At 40.0% G+C, this 18,599-nt stretch carries 18 protein-coding genes and 2 pseudogenes; 18 read left to right on the plus strand and 2 right to left on the minus strand.

All coding sequences use genetic code 11. The features are described 5' to 3' along the window. Positions 1 to 351: 351 nt before the first annotated feature. The 18 genes and pseudogenes from ADA55_RS30260 to ADA55_RS03395 all read left to right on the plus strand — a co-directional run. Positions 352 to 468 (plus strand): annotated as a pseudogene (locus ADA55_RS30260) (BBE domain-containing protein); the annotation flags it as partial. Between the two features lie 663 nt (positions 469 to 1,131). Beyond that, a complete protein-coding gene (locus ADA55_RS03315) occupies positions 1,132 to 2,043 on the plus strand; it encodes a LysR family transcriptional regulator (protein ID WP_048679107.1) in 912 nt (303 codons plus the stop codon). Between the two features lie 133 nt (positions 2,044 to 2,176). Then, a complete protein-coding gene (locus ADA55_RS03320; RefSeq protein ID WP_048678982.1) occupies positions 2,177 to 3,199 on the plus strand; it encodes an LLM class flavin-dependent oxidoreductase in 1,023 nt (340 codons plus the stop codon). Positions 3,200 to 3,273: 74 nt separating this feature from the next. Continuing rightward, on the plus strand, positions 3,274 to 4,608 hold the full coding sequence (locus ADA55_RS03325) for an LLM class flavin-dependent oxidoreductase (protein WP_048678985.1): 1,335 nt from the start codon (positions 3,274 to 3,276) through the stop codon (positions 4,606 to 4,608). Between the two features lie 38 nt (positions 4,609 to 4,646). Continuing rightward, complete coding sequence (locus ADA55_RS03330) at positions 4,647 to 4,907, plus strand: glutaredoxin family protein (protein WP_048678988.1); 261 nt, start codon at positions 4,647 to 4,649, stop codon at positions 4,905 to 4,907. A gap of 121 nt (positions 4,908 to 5,028) precedes the next feature. Beyond that, positions 5,029 to 5,560: pseudogene (locus ADA55_RS03335) on the plus strand (GNAT family N-acetyltransferase). A 20-nt stretch (positions 5,561 to 5,580) separates the two neighbouring features. Beyond that, on the plus strand, positions 5,581 to 6,405 hold the full coding sequence (locus tag ADA55_RS03340) for a transporter substrate-binding domain-containing protein (protein ID WP_048678991.1): 825 nt from the start codon (positions 5,581 to 5,583) through the stop codon (positions 6,403 to 6,405). Positions 6,406 to 6,437: 32 nt separating this feature from the next. Continuing rightward, positions 6,438 to 7,145: an amino acid ABC transporter permease gene (locus ADA55_RS03345; RefSeq protein WP_048678994.1), complete on the plus strand. Its 708-nt coding sequence runs from the start codon at positions 6,438 to 6,440 to the stop codon at positions 7,143 to 7,145. Between the two features lie 20 nt (positions 7,146 to 7,165). After that, complete coding sequence (locus tag ADA55_RS03350) at positions 7,166 to 7,876, plus strand: amino acid ABC transporter permease (protein ID WP_048678997.1); 711 nt, start codon at positions 7,166 to 7,168, stop codon at positions 7,874 to 7,876. Next, complete coding sequence (locus ADA55_RS03355) at positions 7,873 to 8,643, plus strand: amino acid ABC transporter ATP-binding protein (RefSeq protein WP_048679000.1); 771 nt, start codon at positions 7,873 to 7,875, stop codon at positions 8,641 to 8,643. The genes ADA55_RS03350 and ADA55_RS03355 overlap by 4 nt, the downstream gene beginning before the upstream one ends. A 24-nt stretch (positions 8,644 to 8,667) precedes the next feature. Continuing rightward, the gene (locus ADA55_RS03360; RefSeq protein ID WP_048679003.1) at positions 8,668 to 9,177 is read left to right on the plus strand and encodes a GNAT family N-acetyltransferase; all 510 of its coding nucleotides are present in this window, start codon (positions 8,668 to 8,670) and stop codon (positions 9,175 to 9,177) included. A gap of 14 nt (positions 9,178 to 9,191) precedes the next feature. Next, on the plus strand, positions 9,192 to 10,334 hold the full coding sequence (locus ADA55_RS03365) for an amidohydrolase (protein ID WP_053087358.1): 1,143 nt from the start codon (positions 9,192 to 9,194) through the stop codon (positions 10,332 to 10,334). A gap of 452 nt (positions 10,335 to 10,786) precedes the next feature. Further along, the gene (locus tag ADA55_RS03370) at positions 10,787 to 11,791 is read left to right on the plus strand and encodes an LLM class flavin-dependent oxidoreductase (RefSeq protein WP_048679011.1); all 1,005 of its coding nucleotides are present in this window, start codon (positions 10,787 to 10,789) and stop codon (positions 11,789 to 11,791) included. Positions 11,792 to 11,878: 87 nt separating this feature from the next. Next, positions 11,879 to 12,712: a MetQ/NlpA family ABC transporter substrate-binding protein gene (locus tag ADA55_RS03375; protein ID WP_048679012.1), complete on the plus strand. Its 834-nt coding sequence runs from the start codon at positions 11,879 to 11,881 to the stop codon at positions 12,710 to 12,712. 43 nt (positions 12,713 to 12,755) lie between these two features. Then, positions 12,756 to 13,835 (plus strand): methionine ABC transporter ATP-binding protein, encoded by a 1,080-nt coding sequence (locus ADA55_RS03380; RefSeq protein WP_048679015.1) that lies wholly within the window; start codon positions 12,756 to 12,758, stop codon positions 13,833 to 13,835. Next, complete coding sequence (locus tag ADA55_RS03385; protein ID WP_048679018.1) at positions 13,777 to 14,427, plus strand: methionine ABC transporter permease; 651 nt, start codon at positions 13,777 to 13,779, stop codon at positions 14,425 to 14,427. Before ADA55_RS03380 ends, ADA55_RS03385 begins: the two co-directional genes overlap by 59 nt. Positions 14,428 to 14,462: 35 nt before the next feature. Then, a complete protein-coding gene (locus ADA55_RS03390; RefSeq protein WP_176702886.1) occupies positions 14,463 to 15,311 on the plus strand; it encodes a MetQ/NlpA family ABC transporter substrate-binding protein in 849 nt (282 codons plus the stop codon). Positions 15,312 to 15,327: 16 nt separating this feature from the next. After that, positions 15,328 to 16,680: an LLM class flavin-dependent oxidoreductase gene (locus ADA55_RS03395; protein WP_048679024.1), complete on the plus strand. Its 1,353-nt coding sequence runs from the start codon at positions 15,328 to 15,330 to the stop codon at positions 16,678 to 16,680. Between the two features lie 140 nt (positions 16,681 to 16,820). Here the strand turns inward: ADA55_RS03395 and ADA55_RS03400 are convergent, their stop codons facing one another. Then, positions 16,821 to 17,606 (minus strand): glucose-1-dehydrogenase, encoded by a 786-nt coding sequence (locus ADA55_RS03400; RefSeq protein WP_048679027.1) that lies wholly within the window; start codon positions 17,604 to 17,606, stop codon positions 16,821 to 16,823. An 18-nt stretch (positions 17,607 to 17,624) separates the two neighbouring features. Continuing rightward, positions 17,625 to 18,476: a GRP family sugar transporter gene (locus ADA55_RS03405; protein ID WP_048679030.1), complete on the minus strand. Its 852-nt coding sequence runs from the start codon at positions 18,474 to 18,476 to the stop codon at positions 17,625 to 17,627. Positions 18,477 to 18,599: the final 123 nt, after the last annotated feature.

The raw sequence follows: 18,599 nt of genomic DNA on the forward strand, positions 1-18,599 counted from the left end.
CAGCGAAACTCACGAGTAAAGTCGTTGAATTCACGAGTAAAACAGCGAAATTCGCGAGTAAAGTCGTTGAATTCACGAGTAAAACAGCAAAACTCACGAGAAGACGTTGAATTCACGAGTAAAACAGCGAAACTCACGGGTAAAATCGTTGAATTCACGAGTAAAACAGCGAAACTCACGAGTGTAGCTAATTTGACCCCGTAACAAGGGGGGCCAGCAGGGGGAATGAATCAATAAGCTTAGGAATATGTCTTCTTGCCAGCTTTTTTCATAGGATGTTGCCCGAGGAAGGGGCTATCTTTTGGAAAGAACAAAGCTTACCGGGCGTATCGTTACACCATTAAAGATTGACCAGCTGCGTATTATGGAGAAAATTTCAAACGGCTTCGAGTAGTGAAAACGAGGTATGATCCATACAATGCGTTTAAGTTCCCGCAAAGCATACCGCCATTAAATAAGTGGGGGTGAAAAAGCTTGGATTCAACAAATACATTCGTTATATAAAGGCCTATTCCTGGATTTGGATATAGGCCTCTTTATTCTTGTTTTGAATCAATTAATCGAGATAATCCCCAAAATCATTCCGCTTGCTGAGCTTGTACTGTATTGTAAACCTGATTTACGGAAGATTGGGCTTGGGCAATTTCTTGAGCAGCTTGTTTAATGGCTTCTTGTGCCAAAGTTGGATCAGAGGAAGATTTTTCAATTGCTTGTGAAAGTAAGGTTTGCGTAAGGGTAACGTTTGCTTTTGCTTGATTTAATTGATATCAATTTGTTGTTGAGGAATTAATCCATTAGGATGACCGTTCTTTTCTATTTTGTAAAAAAGATGCACACTTAGGATTGAAAAGCGGGCAGTAAGAGAATGGGATTATTCGTTTTATTTACTTAGAATACTGAAATTTTCATCTGCATAAATAGTATTGAAATCAAATTGTAAGATAACGGAAAAAAATGTGATCTATTCGTTGTTGTGATGTTTAAATTATACTTTACTTATTGGATTTATCAGATTAAAATCGGAGAAAGAATCATTATAAGTGGATGGGCTGATTGGACAACCGAAAGCTCCTGAACGCGATAAGCGAACAGGAGCTTTTTGCGTTCATTTTGGAAAAAGGAGTTGGCAAGATGAATATTGATCATATTGAAGCGTTTATGTATGTTGTTCACCTTAATAGTTTTCATAAAGCCGCAGAGGCGATGTTTTTATCACAGCCAACGGTTTCGGCAAGAATTAAGACGCTTGAGAGTGAACTCGATTCAGTACTATTTGAGAGGCAAGGAAGAGGGATTATTTTAACCGAAAAAGGGAAAGCCTTCATTCCATTTGCGGATCAAATTATTCGTACCTTTCACCAGGGGAAACAGCAGTTGAAGACAGGAAGCGAACTGGAGGAAATAACGATAGGGGCTAATATCATTACATCGCAATACTTTATTCCATTTGCTCTTCCTCTATGGAAAAAGGAAAACCCAAATTTACGCTTTAAATTCATTTCAGCAACAAATGATGCATTAATGGAAAAATTGCTTCAGAAACAGGTTGATATAGCCTTTATGAAGGATATTACACATAGTGGTCTGCAAAATTACAAAACCCTTGATAATTCGATTCGTTTAGTCGTGTATCCAGGACATCCATTTCAACTTCGAACTGGGCTAACAGTACAGGAATTAGCAATGGAGCCGTTGGTATTTTTTGAGTGTGGTGCGCTTGACTGGAACCACGTTCATAAAATTTTTGAAGTATCAAATGTAGAGCCGCGCATTGATTTTCAGGTTGATCACCTGGAAGTGGCGAAGTCGCTAATTCTTAGCAGAAGCTGTATCGGATTTTTACCGTACTTATGTATTAAAAAAGAGTTAGAACAAGGTACGTTGGTTGAAGTGGATGTGTCACATTTAATCAAGATAAAGCAGCACATCTATCTGACGCATTTAAATCATGGAGTGGAATCCCCTTTATTATGGAAAGACATTCTTTTATCAATTCGGAAATTTGAGAAAAAACATCAGCAATTACCAATACAATCGAATTGATAGATATTTTCTATCAATACAATAATTTTTTCTATTAGTAAAACCATTGCCATTAGCATGTTTTAGGTGATAGGATATGTCAAAATATAATTATTCGCATAAGTAAACTTTGAATTAAAAAGGAGGAGAGAATATGAGTTATAAGCTTGGCATTTTAGACCAGAGCCCGATATTTCCAGGAGCTTCAGCATTTGATGCACTACAGCAAACCATTAATCTGGCTAAACATGCAGAAGAGTGGGGGTATACCCGTTTCTGGGTATCGGAACATCATCATGCCGAACAGCTGGCGGGGTCTTCCCCGGAAGTTTTGATTTCTTATTTATTAGCTCAGACAAAGTCGATTCGGGTAGGGTCCGGAGGTGTTATGCTTCAGCATTATAGTCCATATAAAGTGGCGGAAAACTTTCACGTATTATCGAATCTTTCGCCAGGCAGGGTAGACCTTGGCATCGGAAAGGCACCAGGTGGGCTCCCCTTATCAACGAAGGCGCTACAGTTTGGAACTGTGAATGATGGAAAAGATTTCGAAGAGCGGTTATCTTTCCTGCAAGAAATAATCGAGAATTCAGTTAATGAATCTCACCCGCTTGCAGGCATTCAAGCGACACCGCTACCTTCCGAAAAGCCTAAGATGTTTCTGCTTGGTGCAAGTACTGACAGTGCCAGGTTAGCAGCCGAACTTGGGATAGCTTATGTATTTGCTCGATTTATCAACAGTAATGAGACTGTACTTGAAGATGCTGCACACATTTACCAAAGTATCTATCCAACTGGTAGCTTTAAGGTATCGGTTTCAGTGATTGCTGCTCCTTCACAACAAGAAGCAGAACAGTTAACAGGTGACCGGAAGATTGTGAAAGTTCATCTCAAAAGCGGTCGTTCTGTCACGGTCCAAACCTTAGCGCAAGCAGAGATATTCGGGAAGCAGTCTGGGGAGCCTTACGAAATAGAAGAACAGGATTCCGATATTATTGCTGGAACTCCTTCTTATGTAAAAGAAGTCTTAGCAAATTTACATGAAAAGCACGGAGTAGATGAGTTTATCCTACATTCGCCAATTTTAAAGGAAACAGAAAGGTTCAGATCTTTTCGATTGTTGAGTCCACTTCAATTAGCCTTATCTGAAGAGAAACACGTTACGAGCCAAAATTAAAAAGGCATCAGCAATTAGGGGAGATGTGGGATGTCAGCAAAGTTGAAAACCGACTAATTAAAGGAGGAGTATCGATGTCTGAACAGAGAAAGTTGAAATTTGGAGCGCTTATTCATGGAGTTGGAGGGAGTATATCCGGTTGGAGACATCCAGACATTCAAGCAGATGCCAGTGTTAGTCTTGAATTTTATAAGGAGCAGGCCCAGAAGGCTGAAGAGGGAAAGTTCGATTTACTTTTCATTGCTGACGGATTGTTTATCAATGAGAAGTCAATACCGCATTTCTTAAATCGATTTGAACCACTTACCATTTTATCCGCACTCGCTGCTTTCACATCAAGAATAGGGCTTGTCGGTACAGTTTCCACCTCATACAGTGAGCCATTTACTGTAGCTCGGCAATTTGCTTCACTTGATCACATTAGTCAAGGTCGTGGCGGATGGAACCTTGTTACTACCCCTCTTGAGAGTACGGCCTTGAACTATAACAAAACGATTGAAGAACACCCTGATCATGCCAAACGCTATCGGATAGCATCAGAATATATACAAGTCACCAAGGGACTTTGGGATTCATGGGAGGATGACGCGTTTACTCGGGATAAAGAGACCGGTGAGTTTTTTGATCCTTCTAAAATGCATCAATTAAAGCATAAAGGAGAATTTTTCTCCGTGCAAGGACCACTCAACATTGCCAGATCAAAACAGGGGAGACCTGTCGTTTTTCAAGCTGGTTCATCAGAAGCTGGCAAAAATTTTGCGGCTAAAGAAGCGGATGCAATCTTTACAGGTCAACCAACATTGGAAGATGCCAAGATATTTTATCAAGATGTAAAAAACAGGGCTATTGCATTCGGGAGAAATCCTGATGAAATTGTTATTCTGCCAGGTATCGCGCCAATCATTGGTGCAACTGAGGAAGAAGCGGAGCACAAATATCAAGAACTCGCTAACCTGGTTTCTATAGATAAGGCGCTTGACTATTTGGGACGATACTTCGATCATCATGATTTTTCCCAATATGAACTGGATGCACCTTTCCCAGATCTCGGAGACATCGGAAAAAACAGTTTCCGAAGTACGACTGACCGAATCAAACAGGAAGCGAAGGAGAAACAGTTAACGCTCCGTCAAGTAGCACTTAAGGAGACAACACCCCGGACTTCTTTTATTGGAACTCCCGAGAAAGTGGCGCATCTGATTCAGCAATGGTTTGACGAGAAGGGTGCGGACGGATTTATCTTTTCTTCAAGTGTTCCAAATGCTTTAAGTGACTTTGTAGACTATGTGATCCCTATCCTTCAAAAAAGGGGAATATATCGTACTGAATATGAAGCAGAAACATTAAGAGGCAACTTGGGGCTTCCATTCCCGGAAAATCGTTATGCGAAAGAAAGCATTAATCAATGATTGAAGAATCAATTTAAAAATTGAAGGAGGAATAAGAATTGGGAGAAGCGTTATCTGTCGTCGTTTGGTCAAAACAAGGATGTCACTATTGCGAAGAGGTTAAACAATACTTAAAAGAAAAGGAGATCGCTTATCAAACGGTGGATGTTACCAATCATGATGATCGACGAGATATTCTAGAAATCAAATATGGTGTTCGGTATGTGCCCATTATTGAAATTGGGCGAGGTAGCGTATATGAGAGCGTTACGGAAATTGGAATTCCTAATCTTGAAAAAGTACTTAAACGTGTACAATAACAAAAAATCACGCGATTAAAACTGAGTCTAAAAGAATGACTGATTGAATTAAGGAAAGATTGCATAAATAAATCCGACTATTCTTGTGTAATTAATATGTTATAGAAAAGGGGAGTTAATCATGACACAGCTAATCCGTCTTGCCACTGTAAAGGATGCTCCCGAAGTGCTAAACGTTACACTTCGGGCTTATGAACCAATCAGGGAATTGAATATTAACTTTCTCGCTGCGACTGCTGATTTGCAGCTAGTGACGAATAATATTCGGCGGAATCTCACTTATGTTTTAGAACAAGAGGGCCAAATTGTTTCCACTGTGACAGTTCGTCATCCATGGAATGATCCTGATCAGTTCAGTCCGTACCCATTCATTTGGTGGTTTGCAGTCGACCCCCTATACAAACAAAAAGGTTTTGGCTCGACTTTGTTAACCTGGGTGGAAGAAAACATACTTCGGAAACAGGTGAAAGCGCCGGCCGTCTATTTGGCGACAGCTGAACGTCATCCTTGGCTTGGTTCCATTTGAAAGAAGGGGCTATGAGATTTTTGCTGAACGAGATCACGATGGAGAAAAAATTGTGTATCTTCGTAAAATTCTAGATGAAACGCTGTATCGCATTATTGAAAATAAAGAACCAATTGTTAGTAATTAAAAATGTTCGGGGGAATTGAGATGAAAAAAACATTATTACTTGTTATGGCACTGCTACTTACCTTTTTGGGAGCTTGCTCTTCGAATGAAACAACGAGTACAGCAAAATCCAGTTCTGGAGATTCAAAGGATAAAAAAGTACGGAAAATCATTGTCGGAACTGGGACGCAATTCCCTAATATTTGCTTTTTGGATAGTAATGGTAAGCTGACAGGGTATGATGTCGAGTTGGTTCGTCAAATCGATGAAAAGCTGCCTGAATATGAATTTGAATTTAAAACGATGGAATTTTCTAATCTATTATTAAGTTTAGAAACGAACAAAATAGATTTTGTTGCGCACCAAATGGAGGTGAATGATGAACGAAAAGAAAAATTTCTATTTAATAAAGAACCATATAATGTCTTTCCCCTTCAAGTTACAGTTCATCAGGACAACAATGATATTCACTCCATTAAAGATCTAAAAGGAAAAAAAGCGATAGTGAGTGCAACGAGCAATTCTGCTGTTTTTCTTGAAAAGTATAATAAAGAAAATAATGCCGGTATTGAAATTGTCTATTCTGGTCAAGGCGTAGATGATACGAAGAATCAAATCAAAACTGGTCGGGCGGATGCTACCATTACTACACCATTTGCCGTCGACTTCTTAAATAAACAAGCAGATGCACAGCAAAAGGTTGTGGGTGAGCCACTTCTTAATTCAAAAGTATACTTTTTGCTAAGAAAAGACGAAACGCCATTACAGAAGAGAATTGATGAAGCACTTGTGGAGCTTAAAGAAGATGGGGTAGTTAGCGAACTAAGTAAAAAGTGGCTTGGCGCAGACTATTCAGTAGGATTTTAATTAGATAGTAGCAAGCGCGGAGGTGCTAAAGCATGGGGAAAGCATTTGATCCTTCATTAATCGTCGATTTCATTCCGACGTTAATATATTACCTTGGAGTAACATTGCAAATTCTGGCAGCATCCGTTTTATTAGGAATGGTAATCGGGATAGCGTCAGCCATCCTGAGATTATTTCGTATCCCAGTATTGAATCAACTAGTCATTTTGTATATTTCATTCATTCGAGGAACGCCTATTTTAATACAATTATTTCTAGTTTTTTATGGACTGCCTGCAATTCTTTTATTCATTAATATTGATATTTCAAGAATGGATGCTCTGTATTTCGTCATTATTACTTATGCATTAAGTAATGGGGCGCATTTCGCAGAAATATTCCGAGGAGCGATTAAGGCTGTAGATTATGGGCAAACGGAAGCAGCCTATTCTGTTGGTATGAATAATAGTCAAAGTTTTTTTCGAATTGTGCTTCCTCAGGCCATACGGATTGCTTTCCCGAATATCGCAAACTCAATTATTGGATCCTTGAAGGATACCTCACTTGCCTTTACCATCGGCGTAATGGATATGATGGGCAGGGGAGAGACATTAATTGCTGCAACTGCACACGCTCTCGAAGTCTATCTCTCATTAGCTGTCATCTATTATGCAGTCGTGCTATTGTTCGAGAAGATATTCAGACTTTATGAAAATCGCATTAATCGGCATCAATCTGTTGATGTGTCTGTTACTGGATAACAAAGGGAGGAGGGAAGGACTTGACGATTGATATATTATTCATTTGGACTGCTTTTAAGGAGATTATTAGAGCACTTCCGATCACACTTATCTTAACGATTCTTCCTCTTCTTGCAGGTTTTATTATCGGTCTCGCTGTTGCCTTGATTAGGATTTATAAAGTGAAATTTCTAAGTAGAATTGCAAATGGCTATGTCTCCTTCTTTAGAGGAACACCGATTATCATGCACATAATGCTCATTTATTTCGGTTTTCCATTATTAATCGATCAAATCTCTAAGAAATTTGATTTGGGTATACAATCTAATTCCATTCCGATCATTTTATTTGTCTTAACCGCTTTATCGTTGAGTGCGGGTGCTTATTTATCAGAAATATTCAGATCGGGAATTATCAGTGTCCCCAATGGCCAAATGGAGGCAGCCTATTCCGTGGGGATGAATTCGTTTCAAGCCATGACGCGAATTGTTTTGCCACAGGCCATTGCTCAGTCCATCCCGAATTTCACGAATATTTTCATTGGATTTCTGCATACGTCATCCATTGCTTTCATTGTATCCCAAAAAGAAATGACAGGAGCAGCCAATATTGTTGCATCCACCAATTTGAAATTTTTGGAGTCTTTTATCGCTGCTGGTTTAATTTATTGGGGTCTCACAATCATTGCAGAGGGGCTTTCGTTTTTAATTGAGAAAAAGGCCACTGCCTATAATCGAGGAGGAATACAATGATTTATTTAAAAGATATAAAAAAATCATTTAACCAGCAGCCTGTTTTAAAAGGGATTAATTTGAAAATAGGCAAGGGAGAAGTAGTTACCATTCTAGGACCAAGTGGATCTGGGAAAACGACCCTACTTAGGTGCTTGAATTTTCTGGAGAAACCAGAAGAGGGTATCGTTCAAGTGGGAAATATACAGGTGAAGTCCAAGAAGGCGACCAAAAGGGAAATCTTATCCCTTAGGAGACAATCGGCAATGGTTTTTCAGCATTATAACTTATTTGCTCATAAAACTGTTTTGGAAAATGTAATGGAAGGGTTAATTGTTACAAAAAAATTTAAGAAAGCTGAGGCGAAACGGGAAAGTGAGCTGTTATTGGAAAAAGTAGGTTTGGGAGATAAGCATGACCATTTCCCTTCGCAATTGTCAGGAGGTCAACAGCAACGTGTTGGAATTGCCAGGGCACTTGCTTTAAATCCGGAGGTCATTCTATTTGACGAGCCAACGTCGGCACTCGATCCTGAGTTGGTTGGGGAGGTGCTTTCTGTCATTAAAGCAATTGCACAGGAAGGCATCACGATGGTGATTGTAACCCATGAAATGAGTTTTGCTAAAGAGATTTCGGATCGTGTTCTTTTCATGGATGGCGGGGTGATTGTAGAAGAAGGGTCACCATTGGAGATTTTCAATGCTCCAAAGGAAGAGCGAACACGACAATTTTTAAATCGGATATCAAGAGATTTTTCCGTATCGTTTTTAGAAGAAAGGGCGAATTAAAGGAAGGGGGCCAAGGGAGGACGTATGATTAATACAATCGTAGTCGATGAATTGATTGAAGCAGATAAAGAGACGGTGCGCCGCTTATTGGTAGAAAGTTATCAACAATATGAACATGAATATTCGAACCCGGAAGCTTGGGAAGGATATTTAAAAAATATTGAATCCTCGTTGGATAATCCACATGTTGATAAGGTGTTGGTTGCAAAGTGCAATCAGGATATCCTTGGCACATTACAGCTTTTTCAGTCATCTGAAAAAGCATATGAAAAGCCGGAACTTGGGATTTTTTCACCAATCATTCGGTTGTTGGCGGTTCATCCCGAATCAAGGGGACGCGGTATCGCTCAGGAATTATTAAAGGCTAGTGTAAATTATGCAAAATCGCAAGGTGCGTCCAGTTTGTATCTACATTCTACTGATAAGATGCATAAGGCCATTAAACTATATGAATGGTTTGGCTTTAAACGGGATCGAACGAAGGAATTTCAAAATCATGATATTTTAGTAAAATGCTATCGCTTAGATTTATAGAAGGAGGCGACTGTATGAGTCGAGAGCTGGAAAAGCGCTTAATATCGATACGGCGCCATTTACATCAATATCCTGAGTTATCAAATGAAGAATTTGAAACGACAAAATCAATTCAAAATTGGCTCGAGGAAGAGGGCATTGAAATCCGTCATACAGGATTGAAAACAGGTGTTTTTGCAGATATAAAGGGTGGCAGACCCGGACCGACAGTAGCCATAAGGGCGGATATCGATGGACTTCCGATTGAGGAACGAACCGGGCTGCCATTTGCTTCGAAAGTAAAAGGGGTGATGCATGCTTGCGGCCATGATTTTCATACGGCAGCTGTTATAGGTGCTGCCTACCTTTTGAAAGAATATCAATCAGAGTTGTGCGGGACAGTGCGATTGCTTTTTCAACCCGCAGAAGAATTAGGTGGCGGAGCGGTACATGTGATAAAAGATGGTCAAATTGACGATGTAGCGGCTGTGATTGGGCTGCACAATAAACCCAATTTGCCTGTCGGCACCATTGGGATAAAAGATGGTCCGTTAATGGCGGCAGTAGACCGTTTTCATGTTGTTCTTCAAGGGAAGGGGAGCCACGCGGCCATCCCTCAACACGGAAAAGATCCAATAGCGGCAGCGGCTCAGCTTATTACCGCTCTTCAAACTATCGTCAGCCGGAATGTATCCCCATTAGAAAGTGCCGTGGTGAGTGTTACGAGAGTAACAGGTGGAAACACGTGGAATGTAATTCCGGGTGACGTCATATTGGAAGGAACGATCCGAACCTTTAGTTCTGGGATCCGCGAAGAAGTAAAAGAAAAGTTTTATTCGATTGTGAATCATATTGCTGCTGCTTTTTCACAGGAAGCTGAGATTGGTTGGTTTCCTGGACCGCCCGCGCTTCTTAATCATCCGGCAGTCACAGAGATGGCACGCAGGTCTGCTCGGCAGCAATCATTGCATGTAATCAATCCAGAACCTTCAATGGGTGGTGAAGATTTCGCTTATTACCTTCAACATATCCCCGGTACCTTTGCCTTTTTTGGTACAAACGGAAACGAAGACTGGCATCATCCAGCTTTTACTGTTGATGAAAAAGCCATTATTAAGGCCGCTCATTTTTTATATGAAAGTGCCAAGGATTTATTATATAACCATGATAAGTGGTGAACATACATGACAAAGGTGCCAGACACATTTTCGTGCCTAGCACCTTTGTTGTTGTAATTCCTAAGGTTTCGGTCAAATTTGATTTCAAGCATATTCATGATGCGAACATTCCCCCCATTTTAGCTTCCACACATAGCCACTCTTCATTTTTTTATTCCAGCTTTTCATAGACTCCTCTCTCCATTTCTCTTCCTCTCATTGATTAATCCTATTCTGATAGCGGTAAGAAGAATAAATCTCAAACCATGATAGGCGAGAGCGTGGTTAATTATTAGGCAAAGGCATTCCAAATTCATAAGTAATTGATAGAATTTTTTTATGAATTAAATAAATTTTTCTATCAAATAAGGTGTTGTCAAGTGCTTGTTCACAATGTTAGGATGAATTTCAATTACATTAAAACAACTAATTCAATTTGTTAACTCGGTATTAATGATTGGAGAGAAAGTCATATGAGTTTTAAGCTTGGAATATTAGATCAAAGCCCCATTTTTCCTGGGAGTTCGGCAGTTGATGCACTTAAGCAAACCGTAAACCTAGCTCAAAAAGCTGAAGAATGGGGATATACCCGTTTTTGGGTATCGGAACATCATCATATGGAACAAGTTGCTGGATCTTCACCGGAAGTATTAATTTCTTATTTAGTATCGAAAACCACATCCATTCGTGTAGGTTCGGGAGGTGTCATGCTTCAACACTACAGCCCTTATAAAGTCGCTGAAAATTTTCATGTTTTATCCACTCTTGCCCCGGGCAGGGTAGATCTTGGCATTGGTAAAGCACCAGGTGGATTTCCTTTATCAACAAAGGCGTTACAATTTGGAACTCTGAATGATGGAAAAGATTTTGGGGAACGTGCATCCTTATTACAAAAGATAATTGAAAATTCAATCGATGATGTTCACTTGCTCTCTGGTATTCAAGCAACACCGATACCGCCTGAAAAGCCAGAAACCTTTCTGCTTGGTGCAAGTTCAGACAGCGCTCAACTAGCCGCTAACCTCGGAATGGATTTTGTATTCGCCAGATTTATTAATAGTGATGATACCAAGCTGTATGAAGCGTCTTCTGCTTACCGAAGCAAGTACCCAGAAGGGCGCTTTATCGTATCAGTAGCGGTTGTGGCAGCTCCTACCCAACAAAAAGCAGAGGAGCTGGCAAGCGAACACAAACTATTTAAAGTTCATCTACAAAGTGGCCGGACGCTGACAGTTCAATCACGTGAGCAGGCTGAGTCATTTGAGAAGCAGGCTGGTGAAGCTTACGAAATAGAAGAGCAGACCGCAAGTGTTATTGCTGGAACTCCAGGATATGTTAACGGGATTTTAAAGGAACTTCAGAAAGTTTTTCAAGTGGATGAATTTATTTTGCATACACCGCTTCGAAGAGAAGCAGAACGGGTCCAATCCTTTCAGTTGTTGAGTCCGCTTCTCTTAGGGGAAGAGACTAACATATAGAAGGAAAAGAAAAGATCCAGAGGGCATGAAGCAGCTGATTAATGTTTGTTATTCCAATATAAAAGGATAAAAAAGGAGCGAGAAACATTGAAGAAAATTAAATGGCTGTCCGTTACGGTTTTAACAGTAGTATTGCTGGTATTAGGAGCTTGTGGAAATAATGAGCAAACATCATCGGGGAGTAAAGGAGACAAGGATGAGGAAGTGACTTTGAAAATTGGTGCAGCCTCAATACCACATGCAGAAATTTTAGAGTTTATCGCACCGGATTTAGAAAAACAAGGCGTGAAACTGGATGTAGTGATTTCTACGGATGGTATTCAAACGAATCAACAAACAGCAGACAAAGAATTGGATGCAAACTTCTTCCAACATACCCCTTACTTAGAGCAAGTAAATAAAGATAGTGGTTTGAATTTGGTTAATGTGAAGGGTGTACATATTGAACCATTTGGTGTCTATTCCAAAAAAATTAAGTCTATAGGTGAATTGTCAGACGGAGCGAAAGTAGCCGTACCGAAAGATCCAGTAAACTTTTCGCGGTCGTTACAGCTTTTTGCGGCAAATAATATCATTGAGTTGGATGCTTCCAAGTCAGGGGATTATACGATTGAGGACATTACAAAAAATGATAAAAAAATAGAATTCATTCCAGTCGATTCCCCTCTTTTAGTTCACTCGCTAGATGATGTGGAAGCATCGGCCATTAACACAAACTATGCTCTGGAAGGACGGTTAAAACCTCTCGATGATGCATTGATAATTGAAGGGAAGGACTCACCTTATGTAAACATTTTAGTTGCTCGTCCAGACAATAAGGACGATAAAGCGATCCAAAAGCTTGCGAATGCATTAACGACGGAAAAGGTCAAAGAATTTATTTTTGATCAATATGAAGGAGCCGTCGTGCCCGCGTTTTAAGGGGTGTCTATACCAAGCTAGTTAATAAGAGGAGGTGGCCACTTTGATAGAATTTCGTCGGGTTTCAAAAGTTTTTGATGGCGGGGAGAAGAAAATTGAAGCGTTAAAGGAGATTAATATAACCGTTGAAAAAGGGGATATATTCGGGGTTATCGGTTTTAGTGGAGCCGGAAAAAGTACACTCATCCGAACTGTGAATCTACTTGAATATCCTACTTCAGGCGAAGTGATTGTAGAAGGAAAAGACCTTGCCAAGATGTCTGAAAAAGATTTGCGTGAAGCTAAGAAAAATATTGGCATGATATTTCAGCATTTTAATTTACTTAATTCCAAAACAGTCTTTGATAATGTGGCGATGCCATTATTGTTAAGTAAAAAAAAGAAAAAAGAGATTGAAGAACGAGTTAATGAGATTCTCCGCTTTGTTGGTCTAGAAAACAAAGCAATGAACTATCCAAATCAACTTTCAGGTGGACAAAAGCAGCGTGTCGGGATTGCCCGTGCTTTGGCTACAAACCCTTCGATTTTATTATGCGATGAAGCAACATCGGCATTGGATCCACAAACAACAAAATCAATCCTGAATCTGTTGAAACGGATTAATGAAGAATATAAAATTACCATTCTAATTATCACGCACGAAATGGAAGTGATTAAAGAAATTTGTAATCGGGTTGCAGTGATGGAGGATGGGAGCGTGATTGAATCAGGAAATGTAATCGATATTTTTGCCCGTCCACGAACAGAAACAACACGTAACTTCATTCGATCGGTTGTTCGTGATGAAGTGCCATCAAGTGTATATGGATTGCTCAATGAGGATGCCTATTTCAGTCGAATTTTTAAAATTGATTTTTTGGGATTGAGCTCTGGGCAGCCTATCGTTTCAAAAACAGCGAAGAGGTTTAGTGTGGAAATAAACGTTTTGTTCGGCAATATTACTGAGTTACAAGGCATCCCATTTGGTAATTTAATTGTTGAAATAATAGGAAATGAAGATGAAATTGATCGGGCATTACAGTTTATAAAGAATCAAAATGTCAAAGTGAAGGAGGTTACGAAGGATGGAAGTAAGCAAAGAGCTCATTTTAAACGCCTTGTGGGAAACTCTGTACATGGTTAGTATTTCACTTTTTTTTGGAAGCATCATTGGAATATTCTTAGGCATTTTATTGGTTGTAACTAGAAAAGGTCATATTTATGAAAATAGATTTATTTTTTCTATCGTGAATCCGATTGTAAATATTTTCCGATCAATTCCGTTTATTATCTTACTTGTGGCGATTATTCCATTTACAAGACTAATGGTTGGTACGTCGATTGGTACAACAGCAGCAATTGTGCCACTCGTGCTTCATATTGGCCCATATATCTCAAGACTTGTGGAGAATTCGCTAATGGAAGTGGATGAAGGCATTATTGAAGCTGCGAAAGCCATGGGAGCAACGCCGTTACAAATTATTTTCAGGTTTTTAATGCCTGAGGCTTTTGCGTCATTAATTCTAAGTATAACAACTGCAACAATTGGTTTAGTGGGCGCTACAGCCATGGCAGGAGCTATAGGTGGCGGTGGACTTGGAGATGTAGCGATAACATATGGCTATCAACGCTTTAGCACTATTACGATATTCGTCACCGTTGTAATTCTAGTAATTGTTGTTCAGGGAGTACAAAGTTTAGGAAATTTATTCGAACGGAAAATTAGAAGAGTGTAGTGGCGGTAGTGTACAAAGGGAGAGTGGAATGAATGATGAAAAAATATATTTTACCTATACTGCTTATCTTGGGGGTGTTATTGGCAGGTTGCTCAAGTGATTCAACGAATGCAGGAGGGAAACAGAAAGTGAAGGTAGGGATTAGAAATTCTGAACTTCGAACATGGGAATTTTTAAAGGAACAGGCTGAAAAAGAAGGGGTGGAAATTGAACTTGTTAATTTCTCTTCGGCATATGATCCGAACGAAGCGCTGGCAGAAGGGGATATTGATATCAACGCCTTTCAACATGTTGCCTATTTAGATTCATTTAATGCGAACAATAATACAGACATCGTTCCAATTGGGACTACGATTATTGCTCCTCTCGGTTTGTATTCAAGCAAATATAAATCGGTGGAAGAGATCCCAAATGGTGCACAAATTGCTGTGCCCAATGACCAAGCTAACTGGGGAAGAGCTTTATTGCTATTACAAGAAGCAAAACTCTTAAAGGTTGTGGATGACTTTGACGGGAATGGCGGACAGGACAAAATAAAGGAAAATCCGAAGAAAATCAAAATTGTTCCTGTCGATGGTGCCAGTGCCCCGCGTGTGATGGAAGATACAGCTGGTTCAGTGATTAATAATGGGGTTGCGGTAGAAGCGGGACTAAATTTAATAGATGCTCTTATTTATGAAAGCAGTACTGCAAAGCCTTATATTAATATCATAGCGGCTAGGAGTGAAGATCAAGACAATGAAATTTACCGAAAATTAGTTGATCTCTATCAATCAGAGAAAACCGCTAAATTTATTGAAGAAACTTACAATGGAAACTATATTCCAACATTCATTACCTTGAAAGAATTGAGCAGTTATAAGGAGATTTATTCTAATAAATAAGGAAGGAGAGATTAGAATGGCTCAAGACAGACAGATGAAGTTAGCTGCTTATCTGATTGGAACAGGTATGCATGTTGCGTCGTGGCGGCATCCGACATCAAATCCGAATGCAAGTATTGATGTGAAAGCTTTGCAAAGACTCTCGAAAATTGCAGAAAAAGGGAAATTTGACCTTGCCTTTGTGGCAGATAGTTTGGCCATTAATCATGAATCGCATCCTCAAATACTTAATCGATTTGATCCGATTGTACTAATTACAGCATTAGCTTCAGCGACAGAAAAAATCGGCATTGGGGCGACAGCTTCTACAACGTATAGTGAACCATATGTACTCGCTCGCCAATTTGCTTCTGTTGACCATATAAGCGGCGGACGGGTGGGATGGAATGTTGTTACTACAGCTGATGCGACCGGAGAGACGGCCTTGAATTTCAGTCGTGATAAACATTTGGCACACGATCATCGTTATGAACGAGCGGAGGAGTTCATCGACGTTGTCCAAGGATTATGGGATTCGTGGGAAGATGATGCGTTTGTGCATAACAAAGAAACGGGACAATTTTTTGATCCTGATAAAGTGCATGAGCTTCGGTATAAAGGCAACTATTTTTCGGTAAAAGGTCCGTTGAATATTGCACGTTCGGCGCAGGGGCAGCCGGTTATCATTCAAGCGGGTGCGTCTATACCAGGGCAGCGATTAGCCGCTCGAACAGCCGAAGTCGTTTTCACACATTGGGATAACATTGAAGAATCCAAACGATATTATCAAGAATTAAAATCGTCTTTAATGGCCTTTGGAAGAAGCGTGGAAGAGCTTCACATCCTTCACGGCATTTCCCCTATTATCGGAGAAACCGAGGAAATAGCCATTCAAAAATACAATAAACTCCAAAGTCTCGTCGACCCTTATGAGAGTTTGAAATTCGTTTCTGGTTATATGGGCAACGTGGATTTTTCAAAATATTCTTTAGATACACCAGCGAAGGATGTCGAATTTCCATTAGTAAATAGCATACAAAGTAACTTTAATGAAATGAAGAAAATTATTGGTGAAGAAGACATAAAAGTGGGTGAATTATATGCGAGATTTTTCAGTCCTGCCAGACGAGATAGATTTGTCGGTACACCAACTCAAGTAGCTGATGAAATGGAGGTATGGTTTACTGAAAAAGCTGCTGATGGCTTTATGCTTCAATTTCCATTGTTACCAGGCGACTTAGAGGATTTCGTCGAGAAGGTTGTTCCCATTTTACAGGAGAGGGGTTTGTTCCGTTTGGACTATGAAGGAGACACTCTCCGTGATCACCTTGGATTAAAGAATCCAAAAAATCGCTTTGCTAATGAAGAAATATCAAATTATTTGGAATAAGGGATATCTCGCATTTTCATTAGAATCATTAAAGTCATATATAATGGGAGTAAAAAGGAATGAGGGACATAGGAAAAATCCTAGTCCCTCAAATTCTTTTCTCCTAAATATCAACCGCTACTAAAACTAACAAGTTAAGTTCAGCCTTTTCCTGCTTGGAAACCTGGATATTTGGTCATTCCGCCATCAGCATATAAGGTCATTCCCGTTACATAGCTCGATTCAGCGGAAGCGAGCCAAGCGGCACAAGCGGCAATTTGTTCCGGTTTTCCGATGTATCCCATCGGTATCAGGTTGATGACTTCTTGTTTAGCTTTCGGGTCATTGAATTTTTCGGCATTGATGGGTGTGTCGATTGCACCAGGTGAAATATTATTAATGCGGATCCCTTTAGGAGCATATTCAAGTGCAAGGGTTTCTGTCATCATCTTGACTCCGCCCTTACTAGCTGCATAGTGGACAAAATGAGGCCAAGGTATCCGGTCATGAACGGAAGACATGTTAATGATATTGCCCTTAATGCCATGATCGAGCATATAACTGATTGCTTCCCTGCTTGCCAGGAACATCCCCGTTAAATTTACATCGATGACTTTCTGCCAATCTTCAAGAGTCAATTTTTCGCTGGGCACTTCATTTTCAATACCAGCATTGTTGATCATGATGTCGATTGTACCAAAGGTGTCCACAGCGAAAGAAAGCAATTTCTTCACATCCGCTTCCTTTGAAACGTCACCTTGAATGGCTGCGGCTTTCCCGCCTGCTGCTTCAATCGTTTTGATGATTTCCTTATGGCCGCCATTTTCAGTGTGATAATTTAATACGACATGTGCTTTTTCTTTACCGAACCTTTCGGCCATGGCTTTTCCTAATCCTTTTGCCGCGCCAGTGATCACGACCACTTTTTTCTCTAAATCTTCATACATCATTCAGCTCTCCTTTGACTATTCTTTTGTAAAGCCAATCATGATTCCACCAGCAATTACGAGTACACACCCGATGATGACAAAGGCCATTTGCTTTTGGGATTTTTTCTCTCCTAAAAGAAAGATGCCGCCTAAAGTGGAAATGACGATTCCCATTTGGGAAAATGAGAATGCGATGGCCACGCCCACTTTAGGATTAGCGAGCAGGAGACCGATATTACCGACAGCCCACATCATTCCGGTAAGGATATTTCGTCCGGCATACTTATTAAATGGTTTATGTTTAATGGAAAGGAGCAAGGCAGCCAGGAACATGCCAATTGCTTGCGGCAGGATCGCCGACCATCCGTCAACCTCATTCCATCTGACGACGATGACATATGTAACATAACCCACCGTAGAAATGGCAAGGTAAAAAACCCCTTTTTTCATGCTTCCTTCTTTTTTGTTATCACCATCGCCATAGCTTGTTAGCAAGACACCTGTAATCAAACAGATGATTGCAACAATGCCGATGATGATTGTCATCTTGTCATTCCATTCCCTGAAAATGATAACCGCAAAAAGTGTATTTCCTAGAATTTGCAGTCCTGTTGAGATTGGAACGGTTTTCGATACCCCGATTTCCTTGACGCTATTGAATTGAAATAACTGCCCGAATGCCCAGCCTATCCCGGAAATGATGCCGACAATCCATACTAGACTGCTCCATTCCGGCGGATTGATGAAAGTCATCATGATGGCGAACAGTAATGAACCGATTGTAATGCCAAGTGTTTGATTATAAGAGTTGCCTCCGAGTTTTTCGGAAACAAGCACTAAGCTGCCCCATGTCAATGCAGGGAGTAGCGCAAAGAGAAAGCCTTCCACAAAATTTCATCTCCTAAACTAGAAAACAATGTTTCTATCAATATAAAATAGTTAGTAAGCTATTGAGTGTATGTATAGTTTTCCCTTTACACGGGAAAGAAAACATGGTTTTAATTTACCAAT

Source organism: Bacillus sp. 220_BSPC, from assembly GCF_001054655.1.
Lineage (GTDB): Bacteria > Bacillota > Bacilli > Bacillales > DSM-1321 > Peribacillus > Peribacillus frigoritolerans.

What these genes read in the sequence shown, in the direction of transcription:
- ADA55_RS03345 (WP_048678994.1), top strand. Translation starts at nt 6,438, where the DNA reads ATGGGGAAAGCATTTGATCCTTCATTAATCGTCGATTTCATTCCGACG.
- ADA55_RS03340 (WP_048678991.1), top strand. Translation starts at nt 5,581, where the DNA reads ATGAAAAAAACATTATTACTTGTTATGGCACTGCTACTTACCTTTTTG.
- ADA55_RS03390 (WP_176702886.1), top strand. Translation starts at nt 14,463, where the DNA reads ATGAAAAAATATATTTTACCTATACTGCTTATCTTGGGGGTGTTATTG.
- ADA55_RS03365 (WP_053087358.1), top strand. Translation starts at nt 9,192, where the DNA reads ATGAGTCGAGAGCTGGAAAAGCGCTTAATATCGATACGGCGCCATTTA.
- ADA55_RS03395 (WP_048679024.1), top strand. Translation starts at nt 15,328, where the DNA reads ATGGCTCAAGACAGACAGATGAAGTTAGCTGCTTATCTGATTGGAACA.
- ADA55_RS03325 (WP_048678985.1), top strand. Translation starts at nt 3,274, where the DNA reads ATGTCTGAACAGAGAAAGTTGAAATTTGGAGCGCTTATTCATGGAGTT.
- ADA55_RS03315 (WP_048679107.1), top strand. Translation starts at nt 1,132, where the DNA reads ATGAATATTGATCATATTGAAGCGTTTATGTATGTTGTTCACCTTAAT.
- ADA55_RS03320 (WP_048678982.1), top strand. Translation starts at nt 2,177, where the DNA reads ATGAGTTATAAGCTTGGCATTTTAGACCAGAGCCCGATATTTCCAGGA.
- ADA55_RS03360 (WP_048679003.1), top strand. Translation starts at nt 8,668, where the DNA reads ATGATTAATACAATCGTAGTCGATGAATTGATTGAAGCAGATAAAGAG.
- ADA55_RS03370 (WP_048679011.1), top strand. Translation starts at nt 10,787, where the DNA reads ATGAGTTTTAAGCTTGGAATATTAGATCAAAGCCCCATTTTTCCTGGG.
- ADA55_RS03355 (WP_048679000.1), top strand. Translation starts at nt 7,873, where the DNA reads ATGATTTATTTAAAAGATATAAAAAAATCATTTAACCAGCAGCCTGTT.
- ADA55_RS03385 (WP_048679018.1), top strand. Translation starts at nt 13,777, where the DNA reads ATGGAAGTAAGCAAAGAGCTCATTTTAAACGCCTTGTGGGAAACTCTG.
- ADA55_RS03400 (WP_048679027.1), bottom strand. Translation starts at nt 17,606, where the DNA reads ATGTATGAAGATTTAGAGAAAAAAGTGGTCGTGATCACTGGCGCGGCA.